Below are 24224 nucleotides of genomic sequence, written 5' to 3'. Positions count from 1 at the left end.
ATCCTGTAGGAGCGGGTTTACCCGCGAATGGGCCGGGCCTGCTGGCCAATCTCCACCAGGCGTTCACCGTTGCCGCCACCATCGTATTCGCGGGTAAACCCGCTCCTACACACTGATCTGCGGTGGACACACACCGGGGGTTGGGCACAGGCCGTTGTAGGAGCGGGTTTACCCGCGAAGAGGCCCGCAAGTCAGGCCGAAGCCGTCGCCTTTCCGGAAGCCCAACCCTTACCCAGCAACCGCTTCATCCGCCATTCAAAGCCAAAGGTCAGCGCCACCGCCGCACATGCCAGCCCCAGCGCCAGCCCCCACCAGATCCCTACTGCACCACCGCCCAGGGTAAAGGTGAACAACCAGGCGCTCGGCGCCCCCACCAGCCAGTAGCACACCAGCCCGATCAGGAAGGTGGTCTTGGCATCTTTCAGCCCTCGGATAGAGCCCATGGCAATCGTCTGCATGCCGTCGAACAGTTCGAACCACGCCGCTACCATCAACAACTGCACGGCCACCTGGAAGATCGCGGCAAAGGCCGGGTCATTGCGGTCGATAAACAGCCCTACCAGCGCTTCGGGCAGCAGCAGGAACAGGGCGGCGAAGGCAAACATGATCATTGCCCCGAAGCCGATGCCCACCCGCCCGGCGCTGCGTGCTGCCAGCAGGTTACCGGCGCCGTAGTAAAGGCCTACGCGCATGGTCACCGCATAGGACAAGCCTGTCGGCACCATGAATGCCGTGGACACGATCTGCAGGGCAATCTGGTGCGCCGCCAGTTCGGTGCTGCCCAGCACGCCCATGCACAGCGCTGCGAAGGCGAACAGGCCCACTTCCACCATGTACGTGCCGCCAATCGGCAGGCCCAGCCGCCACAGTTCGCGCAAGGCCGCCAGTGATGGGCGTGACAGGCCCTTGCGCAGCGGGTAGGCGGCGTAGGCCGGGTGCCAGCGAATGTACAGCGCCAGGGCGATGGCCATGCCCATCGACACCACTGCAGTGACCAGGCCGATGCCCATCAGCCCCAGCTTGGGCAGGCCGAACATGCCCTCGATCAGCGCCACGTTGAACAGGTAGTTGAGCACCGTGCCTACCAGGCTGATGACCATCACCGGGGTCGAGCGGCCCAGCGCGCTGGTGAAGCCGCGCAAGGCCATGAAGGTCAGGTAGCCGGGCAGGGCCAGCGGTAGCAGGGTAAGGAATTGCGCAGCCGAGGCCACGTTCTCGGGCTTTTGCCCGAACAGCAGCAGCACCGGTTCAAGGTTCCACAGCACCAGCGCGGCGAACAGTGCAAGGCCCCAGGCCAGCCACAGACCGTTCTGCGCCAGGCGGGTAGCGCCCTCGATGTCGTTGGCACCCTTGCGAATGGCCACCAGCGTGCCGACTGCGGCGATCACGCCCAGGCAGAAGATCGATACGAACGAATAGCTGGCTGCCCCCAGACCACCACCCGCCAGAGCCTGAGGGCTGATGCGGGCCATCATCAGGGTGTCGGTCAGCACCATTAGCATGTGCGCCAACTGCGAGGCAATCAGCGGCCCGGCCAGGCGCAGCAAAGCCTTGAGTTCTGTGGTGGGCGCGACGTGCATGGGGCGGTCCTTCATTCTGGAGTGATCAACGAACGGCGATTCTGAGGCTTCGGTCAACTTTGCACAAAAGGATAAAAGCGATAGTTGGCATGAGTTGAACTCATGTATATAGGTTTCTCGGTGATTTGCCTCACACGCCTATATTGCAGGTGCCTCATGCCACGCCAGCTACCACCGCTGTATGCACTGCGCGCATTCGAAGCTGCCGCGCGGCTAAGCTCCTTCACCCGTGCGGGCGAAGAGCTTTCTATTACCCAAAGCGCCATCAGCCGGCATATCCGTACGTTGGAAGAGCATTTTGCCTGCCGCCTCTTCGTGCGCAGTGGCCGCAGCCTGCAACTTACCGAAGCGGGGCGGGTACTGCTACCGGGCGTGCGCGAGGGCTTTGCGGCGTTTGAGCGGGCCTGCGAAACCTTGAGTGGTGAAGACGACATACTGCGCATGAAAGCCCCCTCGACCCTGACCATGCGCTGGTTGCTGGCGTGCCTCAGTCGCTTTCGCCACCTGCAACCGGGCAATGAGGTGCAGCTGACCAGTGCCTGGATGGATGTCGACCATGTGGACTTCCACCAGGAGCCGTTCGATTGCGCGGTGTTGCTCAGCGACGGGGTATTCCCGCCGGAGTGGGAGGTGCGCAAGCTGTTCCCTGAGTTGTTGATCCCGGTCGGCGCGCCGGACCTGCTCGACGAGGAACCCTGGAATGTGTGCAGGCTGGCCTCTGTCGAACTGCTGCACCCCACGGTGGATAAGCGTGACTGGCGGGAGTGGCTGGAGCGTATGGGGCTTGGCGACAAGGTATCGCTCAAGGGCGGCCAGGTGTTCGACACCCTGGAGCTGGGCATGATTGCCGCAGCGCGTGGCTACGGGATATCCATGGGCGACTTGCTGATGGTGGCCGAAGATGTGGCGCAGAAGCGCTTGAGCCTGCCATGGCCGACGGCGGTGCCCAGCGGCATGGATTACTACCTGGTGTGGCCGCGTACCCGCCCGGGTGGCGAGCGTTTGCGGCGGTTGAGTGCGTTTCTGGAAGACGAGGTGGCGGCGATGGATTTGCCGGATGTGGAAATCTTGCCGCGTCTTTGATCACCTGCACCGGCCTCTTCGCGGGCTCGCCCGCTCCCACAGGTCATATGCCCTGTTACCTGTGGGAGCGGGCAAGCCCGCGAAGAGGCTGGTACAGATTTACATCGAGCCCAGATTCAACGCCTGTGCACAGGCCTGCAGCGACCGGCGCTCGCTTTGCGCATACAGCGCCAGCTCATCCTGTACCTGCAACCCCAGCGCCGCTTCGAACGCTTCGCGGTTGGCGTTGCTGCCGTATTCGGCCTGCGCATCGTCGCCCAGGTTGGACTGGAAGATCCCCGCTGCGCTCACTGGCAGGAAGTCCTCGTACACCAGCGCCTCGAAGTGCACGTGGCCCGCGTCGATCAAGCCTTGCAGGGTAGTCGGGCGGCCTTCCTGGTCGCGTGCGGCCAGGCCTTTCTCGGTGGCGAAGTAGCGGAAATATGCAAGGCCTTGTTCGCGCATCTGCGCCAGGTCATCCGGGAATTCGGCAAAGTTTGCCTTCAGCAGCGCCATGTAACGCTCGGCATTGGCTTCGGCTGGAGCGCCACCCAGCGCAGCGCGGGTAGCGTCGAGCAACTTGTCGTAGAGCTGGCGACCTTTCGGCGTCAACGCTGCACCGCGTTGCTCGATTTCGCCAAAGCGTGCGGTGTGGCTGCCTTTGCTGCCTTGCTGGTCGCTGAAGGCGACCGTTTCCTGCAGAGCCTTGAAGCTGGTCTGGCGCAGCAGGATTGGGTGGCGGCGGGTGGGCGGGCCTTCAACCACGGCCTTCGGCGGGATACCCTTGGCCGGCATGCCGCGCTGGATTGCATCGATATCCAGGGTACGTGGGGTCAGGTGGTTGATGTGCGGGCCCTTGAAGGCCACCACATCGGCGATCAGGCGGTGTTGGTCGTGCAACTGCTGGTATTGCTCGGCAGTGACGGTAGCGTCCTGGTGCCAGCGGAAGGTGTGCAGCGCTTCCTGCACGAACGTCTCTGCATCCGCGGCGTCAAGGCCACCCTCGCGCTCACACTGGGCGATCAGTTCGAGGGCGCGGGCGGTGAAGATCTGGCGCTTGGCCAGGATGCCCTGTGCCAGCTCGCGCAACTGCGGGTTGTCGATCAGCTCCAGGCGCAGCAGCGAGGTGAACACCCGGAACGGGCTGACATGCAGCGATTGCTCGTGCACCGCGCGGAAGGCAGTGGAATGCACCGGTACGCCAGCGGAGCTGAGGTCATAGTAGCCGACCGGCTGCATGCCCATGACGGCGAACAGGCGGGCGATGGTGGCCAGTTCTTCGGCGGTGCCGACGCGGATGGCGCCGTGGCGTTCCTGGTCAAGGCGCTCGATTTCGCCGGTCCAGCGCAGGGCCTCGGCCACTTCGGGTTGCCGGGCCATCACCTGCTGGTTGATTTCGCTCACCAGCTCCAGCAGCGTGCCGTACAGCGGCACTTCCTGTTTGTACATGAGCGACATGGCGGCAGAGAACTGCGCGCGGATGCTGTCTGGGCTGACGAAATCGTGGGCTGGCATCGCTAGCTTCCTGGTTGGGTTCGGACGCTTACATGAAAGCTGGGAATGCACTTTGCTCACAAGCGAAAAAAAGTGAGTGTGTCATTCCTTTTTTGATCGACCTCGACGGCACTTTCACGGCTAAAGCCGCGCTTACGCGGTCCCCGTAGGAGCGGCTTTAGCCGCGAAGAGGCCCTCAAGCCTGTAGCTGTTCGTGGATCCACTCCACCAGCGCCCGCACCTTGGGCACCTCCGCCGCATGCTCGGCATACGCCAGGTAATGCGCCCCGGCGCTGCGCATCGCATGATTCCACGGCACCACCAGGCTACCTTCCGCCAGTTCCTTCGCCGCCAGATAGCGTGGCACCAGCGCCACCCCGCAGCCGGCCTGCGCCGCGCTCAACGCCATATAGAACGTATCGAAGCGCGGCCCGTGGTAGGCGCTGACGCTTTGCAGGCCCTGCTCCAGGAACCACTCATGCCAGGCCTCCGGGCGCGAGGTGCTTTGCAGCAGCACCAGCTCGGCCAGCTCCTCGGCACCGGCCAGCTTGCGCCCGGCCAGCAGCTCTGGCGCACACACCGGCACCACCTCTTCGCGGAACAACTCCACGCAAGTGGCCCCCGGCCAGGTGCCCTGGCCATAGAAGAACACCACGTCAGCCGAGCCTTGCAGCAGGGCGAACGGCTCCATTTCGTTGCGAATGTCCAGGTGGATATTACTGTGCCGTTTGCCAAACCCCTTGAGGTGCGGGATCAACCAGCGCACGCCAAAACTCGGTTGAGTGGCTACCTTCAATATCTCGGTCTGCTCGCCGTAGGTGAGTACGTAGCGGCTGGACATGTCCACCTGGGTGAGGATTTTGTTGACCTCGGCCAGGTACAGGCTGCCGGCCGGGGTCAGCTGCAAGCGCCGGCGAATGCGCAGGAACAGGTGGTGGCGCAGCATGTCTTCCAGCTGTGCCACCTGCTTGCTGACCGCGCTCTGGGTCAGGTGCAGTTCTTCAGCGGCACGGGTAAAACTCAGATGGCGGGCTGCAGCTTCAAAGCACTGCAGGGCGGTCATGGAGGGTACCAGGCGTTTTGACATAGCGGTCTCTGCGGCTCAAATCATTACCTGACGGAATGATATGCGGAATAAAGGTCGTTTGTTGTACCTATGTGATCGGATTAATACTGATCCACATCATTTTTCCACCCCATCACCGATGTAGGAGATGCACAAATGGTTGCTGGATTGCTCGAGCGCCTTGGCGTTGCCGCCGAGGCTTACACCCAGGGCGACTACCCTGTTCACACGCCGATCGACGGCAGCCAGATCGCCTCGGTGAAACTGCTCGGCAAGGCCGAGACCATCGCCCGCATCGATCAGGCCCAAAGCGCCTTCGAAGCCTGGCGCAGTGTGCCGGCTCCGCGCCGTGGCGAACTGGTGCGCCTGTTCGGCGAAGTGCTGCGTGAGCACAAGGCCGACCTCGGCGAGCTGGTCTCGATCGAAGCCGGCAAGATCACCCAGGAAGGCCTGGGCGAAGTGCAGGAAATGATCGACATCTGCGACTTCGCCGTAGGCCTGTCGCGCCAGCTGTACGGCCTGACCATCGCTTCCGAGCGCCCTGGCCACCACATGCGTGAAACCTGGCACCCGCTGGGCGTGGTCGGCGTCATCAGCGCCTTCAACTTCCCGGTTGCCGTGTGGGCCTGGAACACCGCGCTGGCGCTGGTGGCCGGCAACTCGGTGGTATGGAAGCCGTCCGAGAAAACTCCGCTGACCGCCCTGGCCTGCCAGGCGCTGTTCGAAAAAGCCCTGAAAGCCTTCGGCGATGCTCCGGCTGGCTTGGCACAACTGGTTATCGGCGGCCGTGAAGCTGGCGAAGCCATGGTCGACGACCCGCGCGTACCGCTGGTCAGCGCCACCGGCAGCACCCGCATGGGTCGCGAAGTCGGCCCACGCGTGGCTGCCCGCTTCGGCCGCAGCATCCTGGAGCTGGGTGGCAACAACGCCATGATCCTGGCCCCGAGCGCCGACCTGGACCTGGCCGTGCGTGGCATCCTGTTCTCGGCTGTCGGCACTGCCGGCCAGCGTTGCACCACCCTGCGCCGCCTGATCGTGCACCGCTCGATCAAGGACGAAGTGGTTGCCCGCGTCAAAGCCGCCTACGGCAAAGTGCGCATCGGCGACCCACGTAAAGACAACCTGGTAGGCCCGCTGATCGACAAGCAGTCGTTCGACGCCATGCAAGGTGCACTGGCCAAGGCCCGCGACGAAGGTGGCCAGGTATTTGGTGGCGAGCGTCAGTTGGCCGACCAGTACCCGAACGCCTACTACGTTTCGCCAGCCATTGCTGAAATGCCGGCGCAGAGTGACGTGGTGCGCCACGAAACCTTCGCCCCGATCCTGTATGTGCTGGCCTATGACGACTTCGAAGAGGCCCTGCGCCTGAACAACGAAGTGCCACAAGGCCTGTCGTCCTGCATCTTCACCACCGACATCCGTGAGGCCGAGCGCTTCCAGAGCGCCTCGGGCAGCGACTGTGGTATCGCCAACGTCAACATCGGCACCAGCGGCGCCGAGATCGGCGGTGCGTTTGGTGGCGAGAAGGAAACGGGCGGTGGCCGTGAGTCGGGCTCGGATGCCTGGAAAGGCTACATGCGTCGCCAGACCAACACCGTGAACTACTCGCGTGAGCTGCCGCTGGCGCAGGGTATCGTGTTCGACTGATGTATTGATGCTGCATGGCCGGGGGCCTGGCCCCCGGTTCGCGGGTAGACCCGCTCCTACAGGGTTCGTCCAAGCGACACCGACCCCTGTAGGAGCGGGTTTACCCGCGAATGGGCCGCCTTGCGGCCCCAACAAGAACAAATTGCTGGAGCCGGCCATGTCCGAACTGCGTCAACAATGCTTGTGGGAACACGTCAGCAAACCGACCGTCGCCGCCCAGGCCCTGGCCGGTGAGCACAAGGCCGATGTCTGCGTGATCGGCGGCGGTATTACCGGCCTGTCGGCGGCCATCCACCTGCTCGAACAGGGCAAGTCGGTGATCGTGCTGGAGGCCTGGCAGATCGGCCACGGTGGCTCCGGGCGCAACGTCGGCCTGGTCAACGCCGGCACCTGGATCCGCCCCGACGACGTCGAGGCCACCCTTGGCCAGAAGCAGGGCAGCCGCCTGAACAAGGTGCTTGGCGAAGCCCCGGCTGAAGTGTTCGCCATGATCGAGCGCCTCGGCATCGATTGCCAGGCCCAGCACAAAGGCACGCTGCACATGGCGCACAACGCCACCGGCATCGCCGACCTCGAAGCGCGTCACGAACAATGGCGCCGCCGAGGTGCCGACGTCGAGCTGCTGACTGGCGCCCAGTGCCAGGAATACTGCGGTACCGACAAGATTTCCGCTGCGCTGCTTGATCGCCGCGCCGGCACTATCAACCCCATGGGCTACACCCAGGGCCTGGCGGCCGCCGTGGCGCGCCTGGGCGGCAGGATTTTCCAGCAGTCTTCGGTCGAAGGCCTGGAGCGTGAGGGGGATGGCTGGCGGGTGAAGACTGCGCGTGGCGCTGTGCGCGCCGAAAAGGTGGTGATTTCCACCGGCGCCTACACCGAAGGCGACTGGAGCAACCTGCAGAAGCAGTTTTTCCGTGGTTACTACTATCAGGTAGCCTCCAAACCGCTGCAGGGCGCTGCAGCCTACAAGGTGCTGCCACATGGCCAAGGTTCGTGGGACACCCGCACCGTACTCAGCAGCATCCGCCGCGACGACCAGGGCCGCCTGCTGCTCGGCAGCCTGGGCCGGGTAGACAACAAGCCAGCCTGGTTCGTGCGTAGCTGGGCTGACCGCATCCAGAGCCACTATTACCCGGAGCTGGGCAAGGTCGAGTGGGAAATGCACTGGACCGGCTGCATCGACTTCACCCCCGACCACCTGATGCGCCTGTTCGAGCCGGCGCCGGGGCTGGTGGCGGTAACCGGGTACAACGGGCGGGGTAACACAACCGGCACCGTGATCGGGCGTGCGTTTGCTGAGTTCCTGCTCAAGGGCGAGGCGGACAGCCTGCCCATTCCGTTCTCGCCGATGAGCGGCGTGAGCGCGCCTTCGCTGCGTACGGCGTTCTATGAGTCCGGGTTCTCGCTGTACCACGCGGGTCAGTGCCTGAGGGTTGTGTTGTAGCTGCTGGCCTCTTCGTGGGTGAACCCGCTCCTACGCGCGGAGCGGGGGGCACACATCGGTGGCCCGGCGCAGGCCATTGTGTAGAAGCGGGTTCACCCGCGAAAGGGCCGGACCTGCTGGCCAATTTCCAAAGGCCGATCACCGTTGCCGCCGCTACCGTCTTCGCGGGTAAACCCGCTCCTACAGGCGACTGCGCAGGTTGTTCAAATTTTGAGCAAGACAGTTGCGCCTGTTTACCGCCTGAGAGGTCTGTGGTGAACATGTGAGCGGGGTTACCCGCGAAGAAGCCAGCACAGGCTCACGTGTGCGACCAATCATGGAAGCCGCCCATCTTGATTGAAGCCGGCTTCTGCAGCGACAACGACTCCCGGCTCTGTCGCCGAACCGCTGCAACTTGCTCACGCCGTCGGCAGCTCTTCACGCTGCTGCAAACAACTCTTCATCTGCTCCTTGTCGATCCGTTACAGCACGCAGTGGGTCAGCGTGTGGAATTCGGCCAGTCAACCCATTACGTTCTTCATCGTTCCTAAAACAGAACGCTAAAGCCAAAAACCGCTATCTACCGCTCCAAAGGTGATGGTTTTAATCTTCTCCCATCAACGCGAAACACCCAGCTGACTGAACATCAAAACCTTAGGAGCAACGACCATGACCAACTTCAAATACAACCGCCTGAACAAAGACGACGCCGCTGTGCTGCTGGTCGATCACCAGGCTGGTCTGTTGTCGCTGGTGCGCGACATCGAGCCGGACGCGTTCAAGAACAACGTGCTGGCCCTGGCCGACCTGGCCAAGTTCTTCAACCTGCCGACCATTCTCACCACCAGCTTCGAGCAAGGCCCCAACGGCCCACTGGTACCGGAGCTGAAAGCCCTGTTCCCGGACGCTCCGTACATTGCCCGCCCTGGCCAGATCAACGCCTGGGACAACGAAGACTTCGTCAAGGCGGTGAAGGCTACCGGCAAGAAGCAGCTGATCATTGCCGGCGTGGTAACCGAAGTGTGCGTAGCCTTCCCGGCGCTGGCCGCCTTGGAAGAAGCGTTCGACGTGTTCGTGGTGACCGATGCCTCCGGCACCTTCAACGCCATGACCCGCGACGCTGCCCATGACCGCATGAGTCGTGCCGGTGCGCAACTGATGACATGGTTCGGCGTGGCCTGTGAGCTGCACCGCGACTGGCGCAACGACATCGAAGGCCTGGCCGCGCTGTGCTCCAACCACATCCCGGACTACCGCAACCTGATGACCAGCTACAACGCGTTCAACGCCGGCAAGTAAGCCGACCCGCCCCGGGCGCCGTGAGTCGGTGCCCGCGCAGGGCAGCACACCCATCCAATCCACCGCCCGTTCGCCGTTGCAGAGTGAATGCGGGCAAGCTCATCCCAAGGAACGCCGATGAACACCGCACTCCATGACAACCGCGAAGTGGTGACCGTATGCCTGCAACACAAGGTGCTTGATAGCTCGCCGGGCACCCCGGCGTTGCAACCGCCGCGTTGGAAGCAGGCACTGCTGACCTACCTGGTGATCTGCCCGATGACCATGGTCATCCCGCAACTGCTGGCGCCGCTGTTTGCACGCTTCCCGCAGTTGGGCGGCGTGATCACCGGCAACCTGATCGTCAACCTGTTCGTCATCCTGCCCGTGGTGTTCTACATCATGCCTTGGGTAACCCGCCGCTGCGCCAACTGGCTGCGCGGCTGAGCCGACGCCTTCACCTGGAAACTTTCAAGGAGATACCGCTATGAGCACGTTCGTTGCCCGCGATGGCACTTCGATCTACTTCAAGGACTGGGGCAGCGGCAAGCCTGTGCTGTTCAGCCACGGCTGGCCGCTGGACGCCGACATGTGGGATTCGCAGATGGAGTTCCTGGCCAGCCGCGGTTACCGCGCCATCGCCTTCGACCGCCGGGGTTTCGGGCGCTCGAGCCAGCCGTGGAGCGGTTACGACTACGACACCTTCGCCGATGACATTGCCCAGCTGATCGAACACCTCGACCTGCGCGACGTCACCCTGGTGGGCTTCTCGATGGGGGGCGGTGATGTCAGCCGCTACATCGCCCGCCACGGCAGCGAGCGGGTGGCCGGGCTGGTGTTGCTGGGCGCGGTGACGCCAGTGTTCGGCAAGCGTGACGATAATCCTGACGGTGTCGACCTGTCGGTGTTCGAGGGCATCCAGGCCGGCCTGCGTGCAGACCGCGCGCAGTTCATCGCCGATTTCGCCACGCCGTTCTACGGCCTGAACCATGGGCAGCAGGTGTCCCAGGGTGTGCAGACGCAGACCCTGAACATTGCGCTGATGGCGTCAATCAAAGGCACCCTGGACTGTGTGACGGCCTTCTCGGAGACCGATTTCCGTCCGGACATGGCCAAGGTCGATGTGCCGACGTTGGTGATCCATGGCGATGACGACCAGATCGTGCCGTTCGAGACCACCGGCAAGCAGGCGGCGGAGCTGATTCGCGGCGCCGAGCTGAAGGTGTATGCCGGGGCGCCGCACGGTTTTGCAGTCACTCATGCGCAGCAGCTGAATGAGGACTTGCTGGCGTTCCTTCAGCGGTAATTGTGGGAAACATTCGCGGGTAAACCCGCTCCTACAGACATAGGAGCGGGTTTACCCGCGAAGAGGCCGGCCCAGGCAGCAAAAAGCTTGACCAGGGCTAACCTTCTTCAACCCACCGCACATCCATTCAAGCCCAGGCCTTGCATCAACCGGCATGCTTCGCAGTCCCCCTGCCGGCCCCTAGTCGGAGAAGCCCATGTCCCAGGATCGCAACGACAAGACCCGTCGCCAGTTCCTCGCCACCAGCACTGTGCTCGGTGCCGCCGGCGCACTCTGGTCCGCATTGCCTTTTACCGGCCAAGCCGGTTCCGCTCACGCATCCACGCAAGGAGGTTCCATGACCGCCGACCTGATTCTGTTCAACGGCAAACTGCACACCGTTGACCGCGAAAAGCCCACCGCGACTGCTGTCGCCATCAAGGACGGCCGTTTCATCGCCGTGGGCAGCGACGCCGAGGCCATGGCCCACAAGGGTGCCGCCACGCAGATCATCGACCTCAAGCAACGCACGGTGATCCCGGGTCTCAATGACTCGCACCTGCACCTGATCCGTGGCGGTCTGAACTACAACCTCGAGCTGCGTTGGGAAGGGGTACCGTCGGTGGCCGATGCCCTGCGCATGCTCAAGGACCAGGCGGCGCGCACGCCCACCCCGCAGTGGGTGCGCGTGGTCGGTGGCTGGAACGAATTCCAGTTCGCCGAAAAGCGCATGCCCACCCTTGAAGAAATCAACCAGGCCGCACCCGACACCCCGGTGTTCCTGCTGCACCTGTACGACCGCGCGTTGCTCAACCGCGCCGCACTCAAGGCCGTTGGCTACACCAAGGACACACCGAACCCGCCGGGTGGCGAGATCCAGCGCGACAAGTTCGGCAACCCGACCGGCATGCTGATCGCCCGCCCGAACGCGATGATTCTCTACGCTACGCTGGCCAAGGGGCCTAAGCTGCCGCTGGAGTATCAGGTCAACTCCACTCGCCAGTTCATGCGTGAGCTCAACCGGCTGGGCCTGACCAGCGCCATCGACGCCGGCGGCGGCTACCAGAACTTCCCCGACGACTACTCCGTGATCCAGGAGCTGGCCGACAACGATCAATTGACCGTACGCATCGCCTACAACCTGTTCACCCAGAAGCCCAAGGAAGAACTCGACGATTTCAAGAAGTGGACCTCCAGCGTCAAGCTGCACAGCGGTACCGACTTCTTGCGCCACAATGGCGCTGGCGAAATGCTGGTGTTCTCTGCCGCCGACTTCGAAGACTTCCTCGAGCCGCGCCCAGACCTGCCGCAAACCATGGAAGAAGAGCTGGAGCCGGTGGTGCGCCACTTGGTCGAGCAGCGCTGGCCATTTCGCCTGCACGCCACCTACAACGAATCGATCACGCGCATGCTCGACGTGTTCGAGAAGGTCAACCGTGACATTCCATTCAACGGCCTGCCCTGGTTCTTCGACCACGCCGAAACCATCACCCCGCATAACATCGAACGCGTGCGTGCGCTGGGCGGTGGTATTGCCATCCAGGACCGCATGGCCTTCCAAGGTGAATACTTCGTCGACCGCTACGGCGCCAAGGCCGCCGAGCAGACCCCGCCGATCAAGCGCATGCTCGAGATGGGCGTGCCGGTGGGCGCGGGTACCGACGCCACTCGGGTGTCCAGCTACAACCCATGGACTTCACTGTACTGGCTGGTCAGTGGCAAGACGGTCGGTGGCATGGAGCTGTACCCGGAAGGTCTGAGCCGTGACACCGCGCTGCAACTGTTCACCCAGGGCAGCGCCTGGTTTTCCAGCGAGCAAGGCAAGAAAGGCCAGATCAAGGTGGGCCAGCTGGCTGACCTGGCCGCGTTGTCGCTGGACTTCTTCAGTGTCGATGAGGAAGCGATCAAGGGTATCGAATCAGTGTTGACCATCGTTGATGGCAAGGTGGTGTACGGTGCTGGTGAGTTCGACAAGCTTGGCCCGCCGCAGGTGCCGGTGCTGCCCGAGTGGTCGCCGGTGACCAAGGTGCCGGGGCACTGGCGCGTCGGTACGCCATCGTTGGCAGCCACCGTGCACCAGTGCAGCGGGCCTTGTGGTGTGCATGCGCACAGCCACGAAAAGGCGCGGCATTCGAGCGTGCCGGTAAATGACTTCCAGGGCTTCTGGGGGGCGCTGGGCTGTTCGTGCTTCGCTTTCTAAGCTGAGCTGATGTGACGAACGGGGGCCAATAACTGGCCCCTTTCTTGTGTCTTCAGTGCCGGCCCTTTCGCGGGTAAACCCGCTCCTACAACGGCCTGTTTCCAACGTCCGGTGTGTGTTTACCGCAGATCATGTGTAGGAGCGGGTTCACCCGCGAATGGGCCGTAAGGGCCGGCATCAATGGTGTGCCTTATGCTCCCCACCAGCCAATAGATGCCGAATCCGCACCTCAACCCCATCGGTCTGCAGCATCCTGACCCGCGCCTCGATCTTCAGTTCGCCACGGGTCACCCGATGGTGATGCCGCAGATGCTCCAGCCATGATTCCTCGAAGAAGAACTCCAGCCACAGCGCCGGATCAGCACTGTCCCGCATCAACCCCCACGACAATGCGCCATTGCGCTTGCGCATCGCTTCCAGCTCTCGCGCCGCCTGCTGGAAGGCCTCGGCTTTGGTGGGGGCGATGTGGTACTCGACGGTGACCATCACCGGTCCGACTTCCTTGTCCATGTCATCGCTCAGCACCGGCACCGGCCAATGCAGCGACGGCGTCAGCTCCTCTGCCTCGGTTTCCGGCAGCGTCACCTTGCAGGTCAGCAAGGTACCCAGCGCCAGGCCGCCTGCGGCCAGCAGCAGGCTGAAGGTGATCGTTGCATGGCTGGCCAGCGTGCCCCACAGCAGGCCGCCACAGGCCATGGCGCCGAAGAAGATCAGAATGTATACCGACAAAGCCCGCGCCCTTACCCAGGCTGGCACCGAAGTCTGCGCAGCCACTTGCAGGTTGGACAGCACCGCGATCCACGCCGCGCCGCTGAGCAGCATCGCGGGCAGCAGCGCATAGAAATTGCGCACCAACGCCAGGGCCAGCAGGAACAGGGCATACAGCAGGCTGGCCAGTAACACCAGGCGGTCACGGCTGATGCGCTCACGCAGGCGCGGCAGCAAGGTGGCGCCCGCCACTGCGCCAATACCGATGGCCGCCAGCAGCAGGCCGAAGTCCGCTGCAGTGCCGTGCATCTCGCCACGCACGATCAGTGGCAGCAGCGAAGTGCCGGCGCTGGCGCAGAAAAAGAACGCCAACGCGCGTAGCAACACGGCCTGCAAAGGCTTGGCACTGCGGGCAAAGCGCAACCCGGTGCGCATGGCGCCAACGAAGCGCTCAGCCGGCAGCAGTGGTTCCTTCACTTCGCGCTTCCACAGGAACAGCACCAGGATCACGCCAGCGAACGAGATGGCATTCAGGGCAAAGGTCAGCCACGGGCCGACCATGCTCACCACCACCCCTGCCAGTGCCGGGCCGATGGCCCGTGACACGTTGATGCCGACACTGGAGAGCGCCACCGCGTTGGCCAGGTCCTCCTTGCCCACCAGTTCCGGTGTCAGTGCGCTCCACGCCGGCATCATCAGCGCTGTTCCAATGCCCAGTGCCAGGGTCAGCACCAGCAGCAAGGTGACGTTCATCATCCCGAGCAAGGTCAGGGCCGCCAGCACCACCGCTACGCAAGACATCCACAGCTGCACCAGCAACAGGTAGCGGCGTTTGTCGACGATGTCCGCCGCTGCGCCGGCCGGCAGGGCCAGGAAGAACATCGGCAGCGAGCCGGCTACCTGGATCAACGCCACGTGCAGCGGGCTGGCCGACAGCGTGGTCATCAGCCAGCCTGCGCCCACCTCGTGCATCCAGGTGCCGATGTTGGAGGCGATGGTGGCGACCCACAGCATGCGGAAGGTGGTGTTACGCAACGGGCTCCAGGCACCTGAAGGGGATGTACTCATGTCAGAAGCTGCCTTTGAGTGGGTATTCGATGATCAGGTAGATGCGGTCGATATCACCGCCCGCCTGGGCCTGGTTGGCGCGGTGGCTGACGTGGGAGAACGACAGGCTCAGGTCCTTGGCAGCCCCTGACTGCACCACGTATTTCAGGTCGATGTCGCGCTCCCAGTGCTTGCCGCCGTCGCCGTACTGGTTCACATAGATGCCGCCCGCAGGCGCATGGCTGCCGTTGATGCCGCGGCCGATGACATAGCGGCCCATCAGGCTCAGGCCAGGTACACCGAGGGTGGCGAAGTTCAGGTCGTAGCGCAGTTGCCACGAGTTCTCGCCAGGGCCGTTGAAGTCGGCGTACTTGATCGCGTTGGCCAGGTAGATCGAGTCGCCGCCGACAAAGTCGAAAGGCGTGTTGCCCTCGACCTTCTGGTAGGCCAGGCTCAGCGCCTGGGCGCCGAAGCTGTACTTGGCCAGCAGGCTGTAGGCGAGGGTGTCGATCGCCCCTGCGCTGGCGTTGCCGGTGTCGCGGGTTTTGTACAGGTTGCCGTCCAGGCGCCAGTTGCCCTCGGCCAGGATCAGGTTGAGGTAGGCCTGGCGCCAGGTGTTTTCCAGCTGCCCGGCATACAGTGCGGCGCCGAACGGCCCGTTGGGCGCGAAGGTGGCACCGGCCAGGCTGATGGCCCGGTTGTGGGTGCTGGCGCCGTAGCCGCTGAAGTCGTCGTGGGTGGAACTGTTGTCCTGGTTGTTGAAGGCAGTGAAACGCCCGGCCTGCAGGCGCCAGTCGGGCAGGTCGGTGTTTTCCACCAGCCAGCCGGTGGCGTATTCCGGATGCAGGCGTTTGTCACCGGTGTCGAACACCGGGGTTTCCACCATCATCTCGCCATAGCGCAACCGGGTGTTGCCTAGCTGCAGTTTGAGCGCGGCCCCGGCGCTGGAGTACTCGGATTCGGCGCGGCCATCGCTGTTGCGTGGCAGCAGGCCGGTGCCGGCATGGCCGCGGCCGCCGTCGAGCTTGAGGCCAAGAAAGCCATGGGCATCGATGCCGACGCCGACAGTGCCTTCGGTGAAACCGGAACGCACCTCGCCGATGAAGCCTTGGGCCCATTCCTGGCGGTAGTTCTGGCCACTGCCGGAGGGCGAGCGGAAGTCACTGTGCAGGAAATAGTTGCGGCTGAGCAGCGACCAGCCGGGTTCATCGGCCTGGCTGAGCGCCGGCCAGAGGGCGAGGGTGGCGAGCAGGGCGCGGCCTGGTCCGTGAGTGGCGCGGATCATGAGGGGCTCCGGGGGATGATCCGGGAGTGTGGAAGAAGAGTAGACCCAAGGTCTTGTAAGGGTGTGCTGGGTGGGGATTTGCATTGCCTGTACCGGCCCTTTCGCGGCTAAAGCCGCTCCTACAGGGCCACCACCGGCCCCGAGCCTTGTGCAAATACCAGTGGGAGCGGGCATGCCCGCGAAGAGGCCGGCTCAGCCAGTCGGGACCTCAAGCCATGTCGCTGATGGCAAATTCCTCAGCCAGATGGTCGATCAGCGCCCGCACCGACGGCAGCAACCCACGCCGCGATGGGAAGATTGCATGCACGATACCGCAGCGCGGGTGCCAGTCCGGAATCAGCTCAACCAGACGTCCCGCCGCCAGGTCCTCACGCACCGCCACCCGCGGCAAGTGCGCAATCCCCACTCCAGCTACCACGAAGTGGCGCAAGGCAAACAGGTCATCAGTCACCATACGTGGCGTATGCGGGATGACGATGCTGCGGCTGTTGTCCTCACCCTGGAACAGTTCCCACTGGTACTCGCGCTGTGCGCTGCCCCAATGCACGCTGGGTAGTGTGCCCAGCAGCTGTGGGTCAAACCCTTTGGGCAGTTGCGCCAGGTATTGAGGCTGGCCGACCAGGCACTGGGTGCTGTTGCTCAGCACCTTCATCACCATGTCAGTGTTCTCCAGCGGCGGAAAGCGCACCCGCAGAGCAATATCGAAGCCCTCGTGCAACAGGTCGACACGGCGGTTGGTACTTTCGATGAACAGCTCCACCTGCGGGTACTTGAGCATGTAGCGGGTCAGCATCGGCCCGACCCAGGAGTTGAGCAGGGTGGTCGGGCAACTGATGCGCACCAGCCCGCGCGGTTCGCTGCGGTTGCGCTCGATGATTTCCGCCGCGCCCTCTGCCTCCACACGCATGGCCAGACAACGGTTGTAGTAGGCCTGGCCGATCTCGGTCAGCGAGCAGTGGCGGCTGGTGCGGTTCAGCAGCCGCACGCCCAGACGGTCTTCAAGGTCGGCGATTCGCCGGCTGAGTTTTGACTTGGGCATGTCCAGCGCCCGGCCGGCCGGGGCGAAGCCGCCATGTTCGACGACCTGGGTGAAGTAGTAGAGGGAGTTGAGGTCTTCCAATGATCGGTCTCCGGGTATTTGGTTGCCTTTGCCGGCCTCTTCGCGGCTGAAGCCGCTCCTACAGGGTTATGCGGTCCGTGTAGGAGCGGCTTTAGCCGCGAAGAGGCCGGCACAGCCCCCGACAAATCCATCGTTCATAAATCAGAACGCTAAAGCCAGATTCTGCTAACTACCGCCGCAAAGGTGATGATTTTAATCTGTGCCCATCAACGCGAAACACCCCGGATTGCTGAAAAATTCATAACCCTTAGGAGCACAGACCATGAGCAAATTCACCTACAACCGCCTGAACAAAGACGACGCTGCCGTACTGCTGGTCGACCACCAGGCTGGCCTGCTGTCCCTGGTGCGCGATATCGAGCCGGACAAGTTCAAGAACAACGTGCTGGCGCTGGCTGACCTGGCCAAGTTCTTCAACCTGCCGACCATCCTCACCACCAGCTTCGAGCAAGGCCCCAACGGCCCGCTGGTGCCGGAACTGAAAGCCCTGTTCCCGGATGCGCCGTACATTGCCCGCCCTGGCCAGATCAACGCCTGGGACAACGAAGACTTCGTCAAGGCCGTGAAAGCCACTGGCAAGAAGCAACTGATCATCGCCGGCGTTGTGACTGAAGTGTGCGTAGCTTTCCCGGCCCTGTCTGCCCTGGAAGAAGAGTTTGACGTGTTCGTGGTGACTGATGCTTCCGGCACTTTCAACGAAATGACCCGCGATGCTGCCCATGACCGCATGAGCCAGGCGGGCGCCCAACTGATGACCTGGTTCGGCGTGGCCTGCGAGCTGCACCGCGATTGGCGCAACGATGTCGAAGGGTTGGCTGCACTATGCTCCAACCACATTCCGGATTATCGCAACCTGATGACCAGCTATAACGCGCTGACTGCGGGTAAGTAACACTAAGTAACCTGATGGGTAGCCTCCCCTTGGGGCTACCGTTGACTTGATCGTAGAGTGTTGTTAGCGTTTGAACTGAGCGCGAAACCAGCTGCCATTCAGCGGTAAAAGCTGGCGTAGGAACCCCGTCGATGGCTGAATCATCAGCGTCGGGTGAGACCTCCACACCCCTGCTTGAGGGTGTGTATATGAATATCAAGCGCAAATACAGGGCCACTGGTGACAGTGGCCCTTTTCTTTTCTTGGCAGAAAATTGTACCGCTTGTAGAGCAGCAGCCCGTGGCGATGTTTGTTCAGTGCTTTTGCATCGCACTGCATGAAATTCCACAGCGTTTTGCCGTTGTCGAGGGGCACGATTACCAGCATCTGGCGCCTGGTTTCGTAGACGCCGATGAAGGCCAGCCTGAAAGTGTCATTGGTGTAAGCGACCTGCCATACCTCAAATGGTCCGATTAACGTATCCAGCGCTACCTTTACATAGCGTTCCCGGGCGTCCTGTCTCTTCTCGACGATGTGGTAGATACAGCTGCGCTGAATCCGGATGTCGCCCAGTGGGCTGCTGATGCTGACTACCTCAACGTTTTTGCTGTCCAAGCCCAGATGCAGTGCAGCAACCTCGACTGCAGCGTCATGCGAATCAGCAGGCGCTAGTTCTTCGATAGCCTGGGCGCGTAGTTCACGCGCAAGTGTTCTGAGGTCGGGTAATTGTTCGTCCAGCCAGGAGTTCTGGCCTTTCTTTTCGGCATTTTTTGCGGCTGGGCTGTTGGGGCTCAATGAAATACCTGACTGGGAACAGTCGCTGATGTGGCGGCGGCCAGGTGAGCCTATGGCGAAGGGGGGCCCCTAACAATCAGATGGAGGGTGACGCGTCGTGTAGGGTATTTCCGGCATTTGGGCAGAGCAGGCTAGTCATTGCAGCCTGCTCAGGGCTGATGTAAATCACTTCAACTTATTGGCTGTGACTCAATCCCATCCAGCAATGCCTCAACCAAACCTTCTGCCATTTCGAGTGCGTTCAGGTTGCTCCAGAACAGGCTCTTGCCTGTGTCATCCAGATGCTCCAAGGCTTTGTAGCCACAGTCGTAGGCACCGCGCAGGTATTGGGCGACATGCACCAGGGCATCGTGGGCGGAAACGCCGGGGTTTACGGTGAACAATGGGGGATGGCCGGCATCGCAGCGGCTGAAAGAGCGTTGTGTGGTGTTGGGGAGGGGTGGATCGGGGACGATTCTTTTCATGGCAATTCCTTCTCCAGGATTGAACTGCAACCACCCGTTTCCACGCAGAAGGCGGCAGTTGTGCGCGGGGTGGAAAACCGGTGAGAAGGCAAGCCGGTAGGCCAAACGGCCTCACGCGCACAACTGCCATAACGGCAGCCCTTCATCACATCCGGGTTTCCACACCCGATCGCTGAACCGACAGCGACCCGGTCAGCCTAGAGAGCAGGCCTTCCCCGGACAATCAGATGGGCGTCGACACGATGCGTAGGATAATTCCTTGGGATTGGCGTGAACGTAGGAAATGGTTCGCGGGGAAGTAGGACCCAGCTGAGAATTAGACGATTTTGTGATGGCTTTTGTGTGTTCGCGTCATGGCGGCGAGGTGATCGTCAGGAAATTGCAGGATGGCTTCCAGGTGCCTGGCGATAGTTTTTGGGCGCCCATGAGATCGAGCGCCGCCCGCGCGGCGCTTCGCGGGTAAACCCGCTCCTACGTTTGTTTCTGGCCAGTCCCTCCTGTGCCAGGCGCGCGCGACCGCCTTGTTTGTACGACGCGATATCGAGGCGTGCGCCAGGGGGCTCGCGTGCGCGTCCCACAGGAATAACTGGCCCGAAACAGACGTAGGAGCGGGTTTACCCGCGAAGCGCCGCGCGGGCGGCGCTCGATCTCACAGGCACTACAACCCTCAAGGCATGCGCCAAAAGGCCTCAATCCGCATCCGATTCAAACAACCGTTCCAGCTCCACCCGCGCCTCCTTGCCCGTCTGCATCACCTTGGCCCGGTCATCACGTACCTGCCCCTGGGCCTCCAGCACCTCTTCGTCATGCTGGGTGAACCGTGCAATGCGGTCCGCCGCCTGTTCATCGCTCAGGCCCAACCCCACCAGTGCCCGGCGGGCCATTTCCAGGCTGGAGTGGTATGTCTCGCGAATCGGTTCGGCGCCCACATCCGCCAGTTTGTGCACGTGCTGGCGGTTACGCGCCCGGGCCAGCACTTTCAGGTGCGGGTACAGGCGTTTTACCCGTTCAGCGCTACGAATGGCGGCTTCCGGGTCATCGATGGTGATGATGAAGTACTCCGCCTCACCCACCTTGGCCGCATGCAGTACCTCGGGGCGCAGCGGGTTACCGTAGAACACCGGCACCTGCTCGAACATACGGGTCATCTCGATGGCATCCACCGAGGTTTCCAGGGCAACGAACGGGATCTTCTGTGCCCGCAGGATACGCGCGACGATCTGGCCCATGCGGCCCATGCCGGCGATTACCACCCGCGGTGTGCCGGCGTCGATGGCCTTGTAATGTTCGGGCACTTCACGCACTGGCTGCGCACGTTTGAGGGCGTGGGCGCAGCCAATCATGAGCAGTGGGGTGATGGCCATCGACAGGGTAATGGTCATCAGCAGCAGGTCGTAGGTCTGGGTATCGAACAGGCCCTGGTCCTTGCCCAGCTTGAACACCACGAAGGCGAACTCGCCGCCGGCGGCCAGCACCATGCCCAGTTGCAGCGCGCTGGCGCCGCTCAGGCCGCCGGCCAGGCGACCGGTGCCGACCAGCAGCACCAGCTTCACGGCCACCAGCAACAGGGTCAGGCCCAGCACCACCAGCGGCATCTCCAGCAGCAGGTGCAGGTTTGCACCCATCCCGACACTGATGAAGAACAGCCCCAGCAGCAGGCCCTTGAAGGGTTCGATCTGTGATTCCAGCTCGTGGCGGTATTCCGAGTCTGCCAGCAGCAGGCCGGCGAGGAAGGCGCCCAGGGCCATGGAAATACCGGCTTGTTCCATGAGCCAGGCGGTGCCGATCACCACCAGCAGTGCGGTGGCAGTGGACACTTCCGGCAGGCCGGTGCGAGCCACGGTGCGGAACAGCGGGCGCAACAGGTAGCGGCCGCCGATGATGACCACGGCGATGCTGGCGAATACCTTCAGCCCATTCTCCAGGCTGTCGCCACTGCTGGTGTCCGGGCCAGTGGCGGCCAGCAGTGGTACCAAGGCGATCAGCGGGATCGCGGCGATGTCCTGGAACAACAGGATGGCGAACGCCAGACGGCCGTGCGGGGCATTGAGCTGTTTGTTCTCTGCCAGGCTCTGCAGGCCAAGGGCGGTTGACGAAAGCGCCAGGCCCAGACCGAGCACGATGGCCGCGGGCAGCGTCTGGCTGAAGCCGAACAGGGCGATGGCGCCGATAACCGCGCCGGTCAGCAGCACTTGGGCAGTGCCAACACCGAACACCGACTTGCGCATCAGCCACAAGCGTTTGGGCGACAGCTCCAGGCCGATGATGAACAGCAGCAAGACCACGCCCAGTTCGGAAATGTGCGCCACCCTTTCTGTGTCGTGGACCAGGCCAAGTGCTTGCGGGCCGATGACCACACCGGCGAGCAGGTAGCCGAGCATGGCACCCAGTTGCAAGCGCTTGGCCAGGGGGACGGCGAGGACGGCGGCAAGCAGGAAGATCACTGCAGTTTGCAGAAGGCTGCCTTCGTGTGGCATTGGCTCTTACTCCATGAGCTGCCGGGGCAGCGTTATTACAGGTTGGCCGACGATTCTGGAGGCTGGGCTGGCATTAGACAATCTGATGTCGGGAAGAAACATTGTCCTGAAAAAAGAGACGGTGGCTGCGGTCAGTTGTGGGAGTGGCCCGCGCTCATCCCCCACCAAACTGTGCCCGATACTGCGCCGGCGTCATGCCAATCCGCTCACAGAATACCTTGCGCAAATGCCGGTCGCTGCCAAACCCGCACTGCGCTGCCACAACCTTTAACGGCAGGTCGCTGCCTTCGAGCAGCTTGCGCGCGCTGTCGATGCGCGCATTCTGCAGGTACTGCAGCGGCGTCATTCCCACCTCGCGCAGAAACGTTCGGGCAAAGTTGCGCCCGCTCATGGCCACCAGTTCGGCCATTTTCTGCACGGTGAATGCCTGCTCGATGTGGTCGACTATATAGGCCTGTACCCGGGCAATCGGCGAGTCATCGCGTGGAACCGCAGCCAGCAACGGTCCGTAAGGTGTCTGCCCGCCCTGACGATGACGGGCAACCAGCAGCACCTTGGCCACTTCCAGGGCCAGCGCCTTGCCATGGTCCTCGGCAACCACCGCCAGTGCCAGGTCGATCCCTGCAGTGATACCGCCCGAGGTGATCAGGCAGCGGTCCATCACATAAATCTGCTCGGTCTCCACCTTGGCCTCGGGAAACGCCTGTGCCAGGCGCTCCACGTAATTCCAGTGGGTGGTGCAGCGATAGCCATTGAGTAACCCGGCCCGACCCAGCAGGAACACCCCGGTGCAGATGGCACCGAAGCGTTTGGCCTGGCGCACGGCCTTGGGTAGCCAGCGCTCGATCCCTGGCAAGGCGACGGCATAAGCCCCTGGGCCGCCCGGGACCAGCAACAGGTCGACGGCCTCCGGCAAGTCTTCCAGGCGCCGGTCTGCCACTACCTTCAGGCCGCATGAGCCGCGTACCACCGCTTGTCCCTCGGCCAAGGTCAGCAGCCGATATTGCCGTTCTGCTGGCAAGAACCGGTTGGCGATGGCGAATGCATCCATGGGGCCGGTGACATCCAGCAGTAGCACATCGTTGAACAGCACCATGGCCACGGTGCGGTGTGCGGGTTTTTCCTGCATACCTCTTTCGCCTTGAATGCCGGCCGCGGGTAGCGGCCAGAAGCTGAATACGAAACGCATCTTAAGGTATCGGCAAAACGCTCAGGGCCAGCAGCGCACAATTAACAATAATTCAGGTTTGGCTCAGGACTTCGTCATGTGCCGGGGGCGAGACTTTCTGCATTGAACAGGAGAGTCGCCATGTACCCTGGGACGCCCGAAGCGCCGCTGCAAACCCCCGGCGCACTCACGCCCGCGCGGCTGCGCCGGGCCAAGGAGCTGATGTTGCATAGCCCGTTGTCGATCATCGAGATCGCCGCGGTATGCAACCTTACCCGCAGCCATTTTTCCCGCGCGTTCAAAGTCAACACCGGCCTTTCGCCGCAGGCCTGGCGCCTGCTGGCGCGCATGGAAAAGGCCAAGCGCTTGCTTGCAACCGAGGCGCCTATCACCCACGTGAGCCTGGAATGCGGCTTTTGTGACCAGGCCCATTTCACCCGTGCTTTCAGCCGCCTGGTCGGCCAGCCACCCAAGGCCTGGCGGCAGGCGCAGACACTTTCTTAAGCCAATGCTATCCACCGGTATAACCCCTGCGGGCAGTGCCGGCCCGTTATCCCAACCCAAGGAGTCACCCCATGAGCCAACCCGATTACAAGCGCCTGAACAAAGACGACGCCGTGGTGCTGCTGGTCGACCACCAGACCGGTCTGATCTCGCTGGTGCAGGATTTTTCGCCCAACGAATTCAAGAACAACGTGCTGGCCTTGGGCGACCTGGCCAAGTTCTTTGGCCTGCCGACCATCCTCACCACCAGCTTCGAGCAAGGCCCGAATGGCCCGCTAGTGCCCGAGCTGAAAGAAATGTTCCCGGATGCGCCGTACATTGCCCGTCCGGGCCAGATCAACGCCTGGGACAACGAAGACTTCGTCAAGGCAATCAAGGCCACGGGCCGCAAGCAACTGATCATCGCCGGTGTGGTGACCGATGTGTGCGTGGCTTTCCCGACCCTGTCGGCGCTGGCGGAAGGTTTTGAAGTGTTCGTGGTGACCGATGCCTCGGGTACCTTCAACGAAACCGTGCAACAAGCGGCTTGGGTGCGCATGACCCAGGCGGGTGCGCAGATGATGAACTGGTTCTCGGTGGCCTGCGAACTGCACCGCGACTGGCGCAACGACATCGAAGGGCTGGGCAACCTGCTGTCGCAGCGTATTCCCAACTACCGCAACCTGATGAACAGCTACGCGGCGCTCGCCTCGCGATGATGTAAACCTGTATCGGCCTCTTCGCGGGTAAACCCGCCCCTACCATGGCTGC

The 24224-nt window shown here is 62.7% G+C and carries 20 protein-coding genes and 1 pseudogene; 10 read left to right on the top strand and 11 right to left on the bottom strand.

Annotated elements, in window-relative coordinates:
* Nucleotides 1-191: 191 nt before the first annotated feature.
* Nucleotides 192-1580, bottom strand: a complete 1389-nt coding sequence (locus ACF8GF_RS13890; protein ID WP_176682862.1) for a NorM family multidrug efflux MATE transporter — start codon at nt 1578-1580, stop codon at nt 192-194.
* A gap of 156 nt (nt 1581-1736) precedes the next feature.
* Between ACF8GF_RS13890 and ACF8GF_RS13885 the strand changes: the two genes are divergently transcribed.
* Nucleotides 1737-2663: a LysR substrate-binding domain-containing protein gene (locus ACF8GF_RS13885; protein ID WP_176682861.1), complete on the top strand. Its 927-nt coding sequence runs from the start codon at nt 1737-1739 to the stop codon at nt 2661-2663.
* Between the two features lie 99 nt (nt 2664-2762).
* Here the strand turns inward: ACF8GF_RS13885 and ACF8GF_RS13880 are convergent, their stop codons facing one another.
* A complete protein-coding gene (locus ACF8GF_RS13880) occupies nt 2763-4157 on the bottom strand; it encodes a VOC family protein (protein ID WP_209969175.1) in 1395 nt (464 codons plus the stop codon).
* Nucleotides 4158-4332: 175 nt separating this feature from the next.
* Complete coding sequence (locus ACF8GF_RS13875; protein ID WP_209969177.1) at nt 4333-5223, bottom strand: LysR family transcriptional regulator; 891 nt, start codon at nt 5221-5223, stop codon at nt 4333-4335.
* Nucleotides 5224-5358: 135 nt separating this feature from the next.
* Here ACF8GF_RS13875 and ACF8GF_RS13870 point away from each other — a divergent pair, with 135 nt between their 5' ends.
* Complete coding sequence (locus tag ACF8GF_RS13870) at nt 5359-6849, top strand: aldehyde dehydrogenase family protein (RefSeq protein WP_003253547.1); 1491 nt, start codon at nt 5359-5361, stop codon at nt 6847-6849.
* Between the two features lie 157 nt (nt 6850-7006).
* A complete protein-coding gene (locus ACF8GF_RS13865; protein WP_392487783.1) occupies nt 7007-8293 on the top strand; it encodes an NAD(P)/FAD-dependent oxidoreductase in 1287 nt (428 codons plus the stop codon).
* 298 nt (nt 8294-8591) lie between these two features.
* Here ACF8GF_RS13865 and ACF8GF_RS13860 read toward each other — a convergent pair.
* Nucleotides 8592-8793, bottom strand: a pseudogene (locus ACF8GF_RS13860) (mechanosensitive ion channel protein MscS); the annotation flags it as partial.
* Between the two features lie 148 nt (nt 8794-8941).
* On the opposite strand from ACF8GF_RS13860, the gene ycaC (ACF8GF_RS13855) reads away from it, so the two are divergent.
* The 4 genes from ycaC (ACF8GF_RS13855) to ACF8GF_RS13840 all read left to right on the top strand — a co-directional run bounded on the left by ycaC (ACF8GF_RS13855) (nt 8942) and on the right by ACF8GF_RS13840 (nt 13035).
* On the top strand, nt 8942-9571 hold the full coding sequence (ycaC, locus tag ACF8GF_RS13855) for an isochorismate family cysteine hydrolase YcaC (protein ID WP_392487782.1): 630 nt from the start codon (nt 8942-8944) through the stop codon (nt 9569-9571).
* A 117-nt stretch (nt 9572-9688) separates the two neighbouring features.
* Entirely contained in the window at nt 9689-9997 is a 309-nt protein-coding gene (locus ACF8GF_RS13850) for a hypothetical protein (protein WP_176682857.1), read from the top strand.
* A gap of 40 nt (nt 9998-10037) precedes the next feature.
* A complete protein-coding gene (locus ACF8GF_RS13845) occupies nt 10038-10856 on the top strand; it encodes an alpha/beta fold hydrolase (RefSeq protein ID WP_392487781.1) in 819 nt (272 codons plus the stop codon).
* 337 nt (nt 10857-11193) lie between these two features.
* Complete coding sequence (locus ACF8GF_RS13840; RefSeq protein ID WP_392461524.1) at nt 11194-13035, top strand: amidohydrolase; 1842 nt, start codon at nt 11194-11196, stop codon at nt 13033-13035.
* Between the two features lie 177 nt (nt 13036-13212).
* On the opposite strand, the gene ACF8GF_RS13835 is transcribed toward ACF8GF_RS13840, so the two are convergent.
* The 3 genes from ACF8GF_RS13835 to ACF8GF_RS13825 all read right to left on the bottom strand — a co-directional run bounded on the left by ACF8GF_RS13835 (nt 13213) and on the right by ACF8GF_RS13825 (nt 17195).
* Entirely contained in the window at nt 13213-14811 is a 1599-nt protein-coding gene (locus ACF8GF_RS13835; RefSeq protein ID WP_176682855.1) for an MFS transporter, read from the bottom strand.
* A 1-nt stretch (nt 14812) separates the two neighbouring features.
* Entirely contained in the window at nt 14813-16075 is a 1263-nt protein-coding gene (locus ACF8GF_RS13830; RefSeq protein ID WP_392487780.1) for an OprD family porin, read from the bottom strand.
* A 208-nt stretch (nt 16076-16283) separates the two neighbouring features.
* The gene (locus ACF8GF_RS13825) at nt 16284-17195 is read right to left on the bottom strand and encodes a LysR substrate-binding domain-containing protein (protein ID WP_010955764.1); all 912 of its coding nucleotides are present in this window, start codon (nt 17193-17195) and stop codon (nt 16284-16286) included.
* Between the two features lie 262 nt (nt 17196-17457).
* Here ACF8GF_RS13825 and ycaC (ACF8GF_RS13820) point away from each other — a divergent pair, with 262 nt between their 5' ends.
* Nucleotides 17458-18087, top strand: coding sequence for an isochorismate family cysteine hydrolase YcaC (gene ycaC / locus ACF8GF_RS13820; RefSeq protein ID WP_012274792.1), 630 nt, complete (start codon nt 17458-17460; stop codon nt 18085-18087).
* Nucleotides 18088-18282: 195 nt separating this feature from the next.
* Here the strand turns inward: ycaC (ACF8GF_RS13820) and ACF8GF_RS13815 are convergent, their stop codons facing one another.
* From ACF8GF_RS13815 to ACF8GF_RS13800, 4 genes are all read right to left on the bottom strand, one after another.
* Entirely contained in the window at nt 18283-18861 is a 579-nt protein-coding gene (locus tag ACF8GF_RS13815) for a PBECR2 nuclease fold domain-containing protein (protein WP_392487779.1), read from the bottom strand.
* A gap of 170 nt (nt 18862-19031) precedes the next feature.
* Nucleotides 19032-19325: a hypothetical protein gene (locus tag ACF8GF_RS13810; RefSeq protein ID WP_209969199.1), complete on the bottom strand. Its 294-nt coding sequence runs from the start codon at nt 19323-19325 to the stop codon at nt 19032-19034.
* Between the two features lie 689 nt (nt 19326-20014).
* Nucleotides 20015-21802 (bottom strand): monovalent cation:proton antiporter-2 (CPA2) family protein, encoded by a 1788-nt coding sequence (locus ACF8GF_RS13805; RefSeq protein ID WP_339442837.1) that lies wholly within the window; start codon nt 21800-21802, stop codon nt 20015-20017.
* A 154-nt stretch (nt 21803-21956) separates the two neighbouring features.
* Complete coding sequence (locus ACF8GF_RS13800) at nt 21957-22931, bottom strand: GlxA family transcriptional regulator (protein WP_176682851.1); 975 nt, start codon at nt 22929-22931, stop codon at nt 21957-21959.
* 180 nt (nt 22932-23111) lie between these two features.
* On the opposite strand from ACF8GF_RS13800, the gene ACF8GF_RS13795 reads away from it, so the two are divergent.
* Together ACF8GF_RS13795 and ycaC (ACF8GF_RS13790) are read left to right on the top strand one after the other, a co-directional pair.
* Nucleotides 23112-23474: an AraC family transcriptional regulator gene (locus ACF8GF_RS13795; protein ID WP_020192890.1), complete on the top strand. Its 363-nt coding sequence runs from the start codon at nt 23112-23114 to the stop codon at nt 23472-23474.
* Nucleotides 23475-23545: 71 nt separating this feature from the next.
* Nucleotides 23546-24172, top strand: a complete 627-nt coding sequence (gene ycaC, locus ACF8GF_RS13790; protein WP_003253573.1) for an isochorismate family cysteine hydrolase YcaC — start codon at nt 23546-23548, stop codon at nt 24170-24172.
* Nucleotides 24173-24224 lie beyond the last annotated feature (52 nt).

It is taken from the genome of Pseudomonas sp. yb_5 (assembly GCF_043103865.1).
Classification (GTDB): domain Bacteria; phylum Pseudomonadota; class Gammaproteobacteria; order Pseudomonadales; family Pseudomonadaceae; genus Aquipseudomonas; species Aquipseudomonas putida_Y.
The sequence above is the reverse complement of the archived record's forward strand: the minus strand, read 5'-3'. Positions and strand labels throughout refer to the sequence as shown.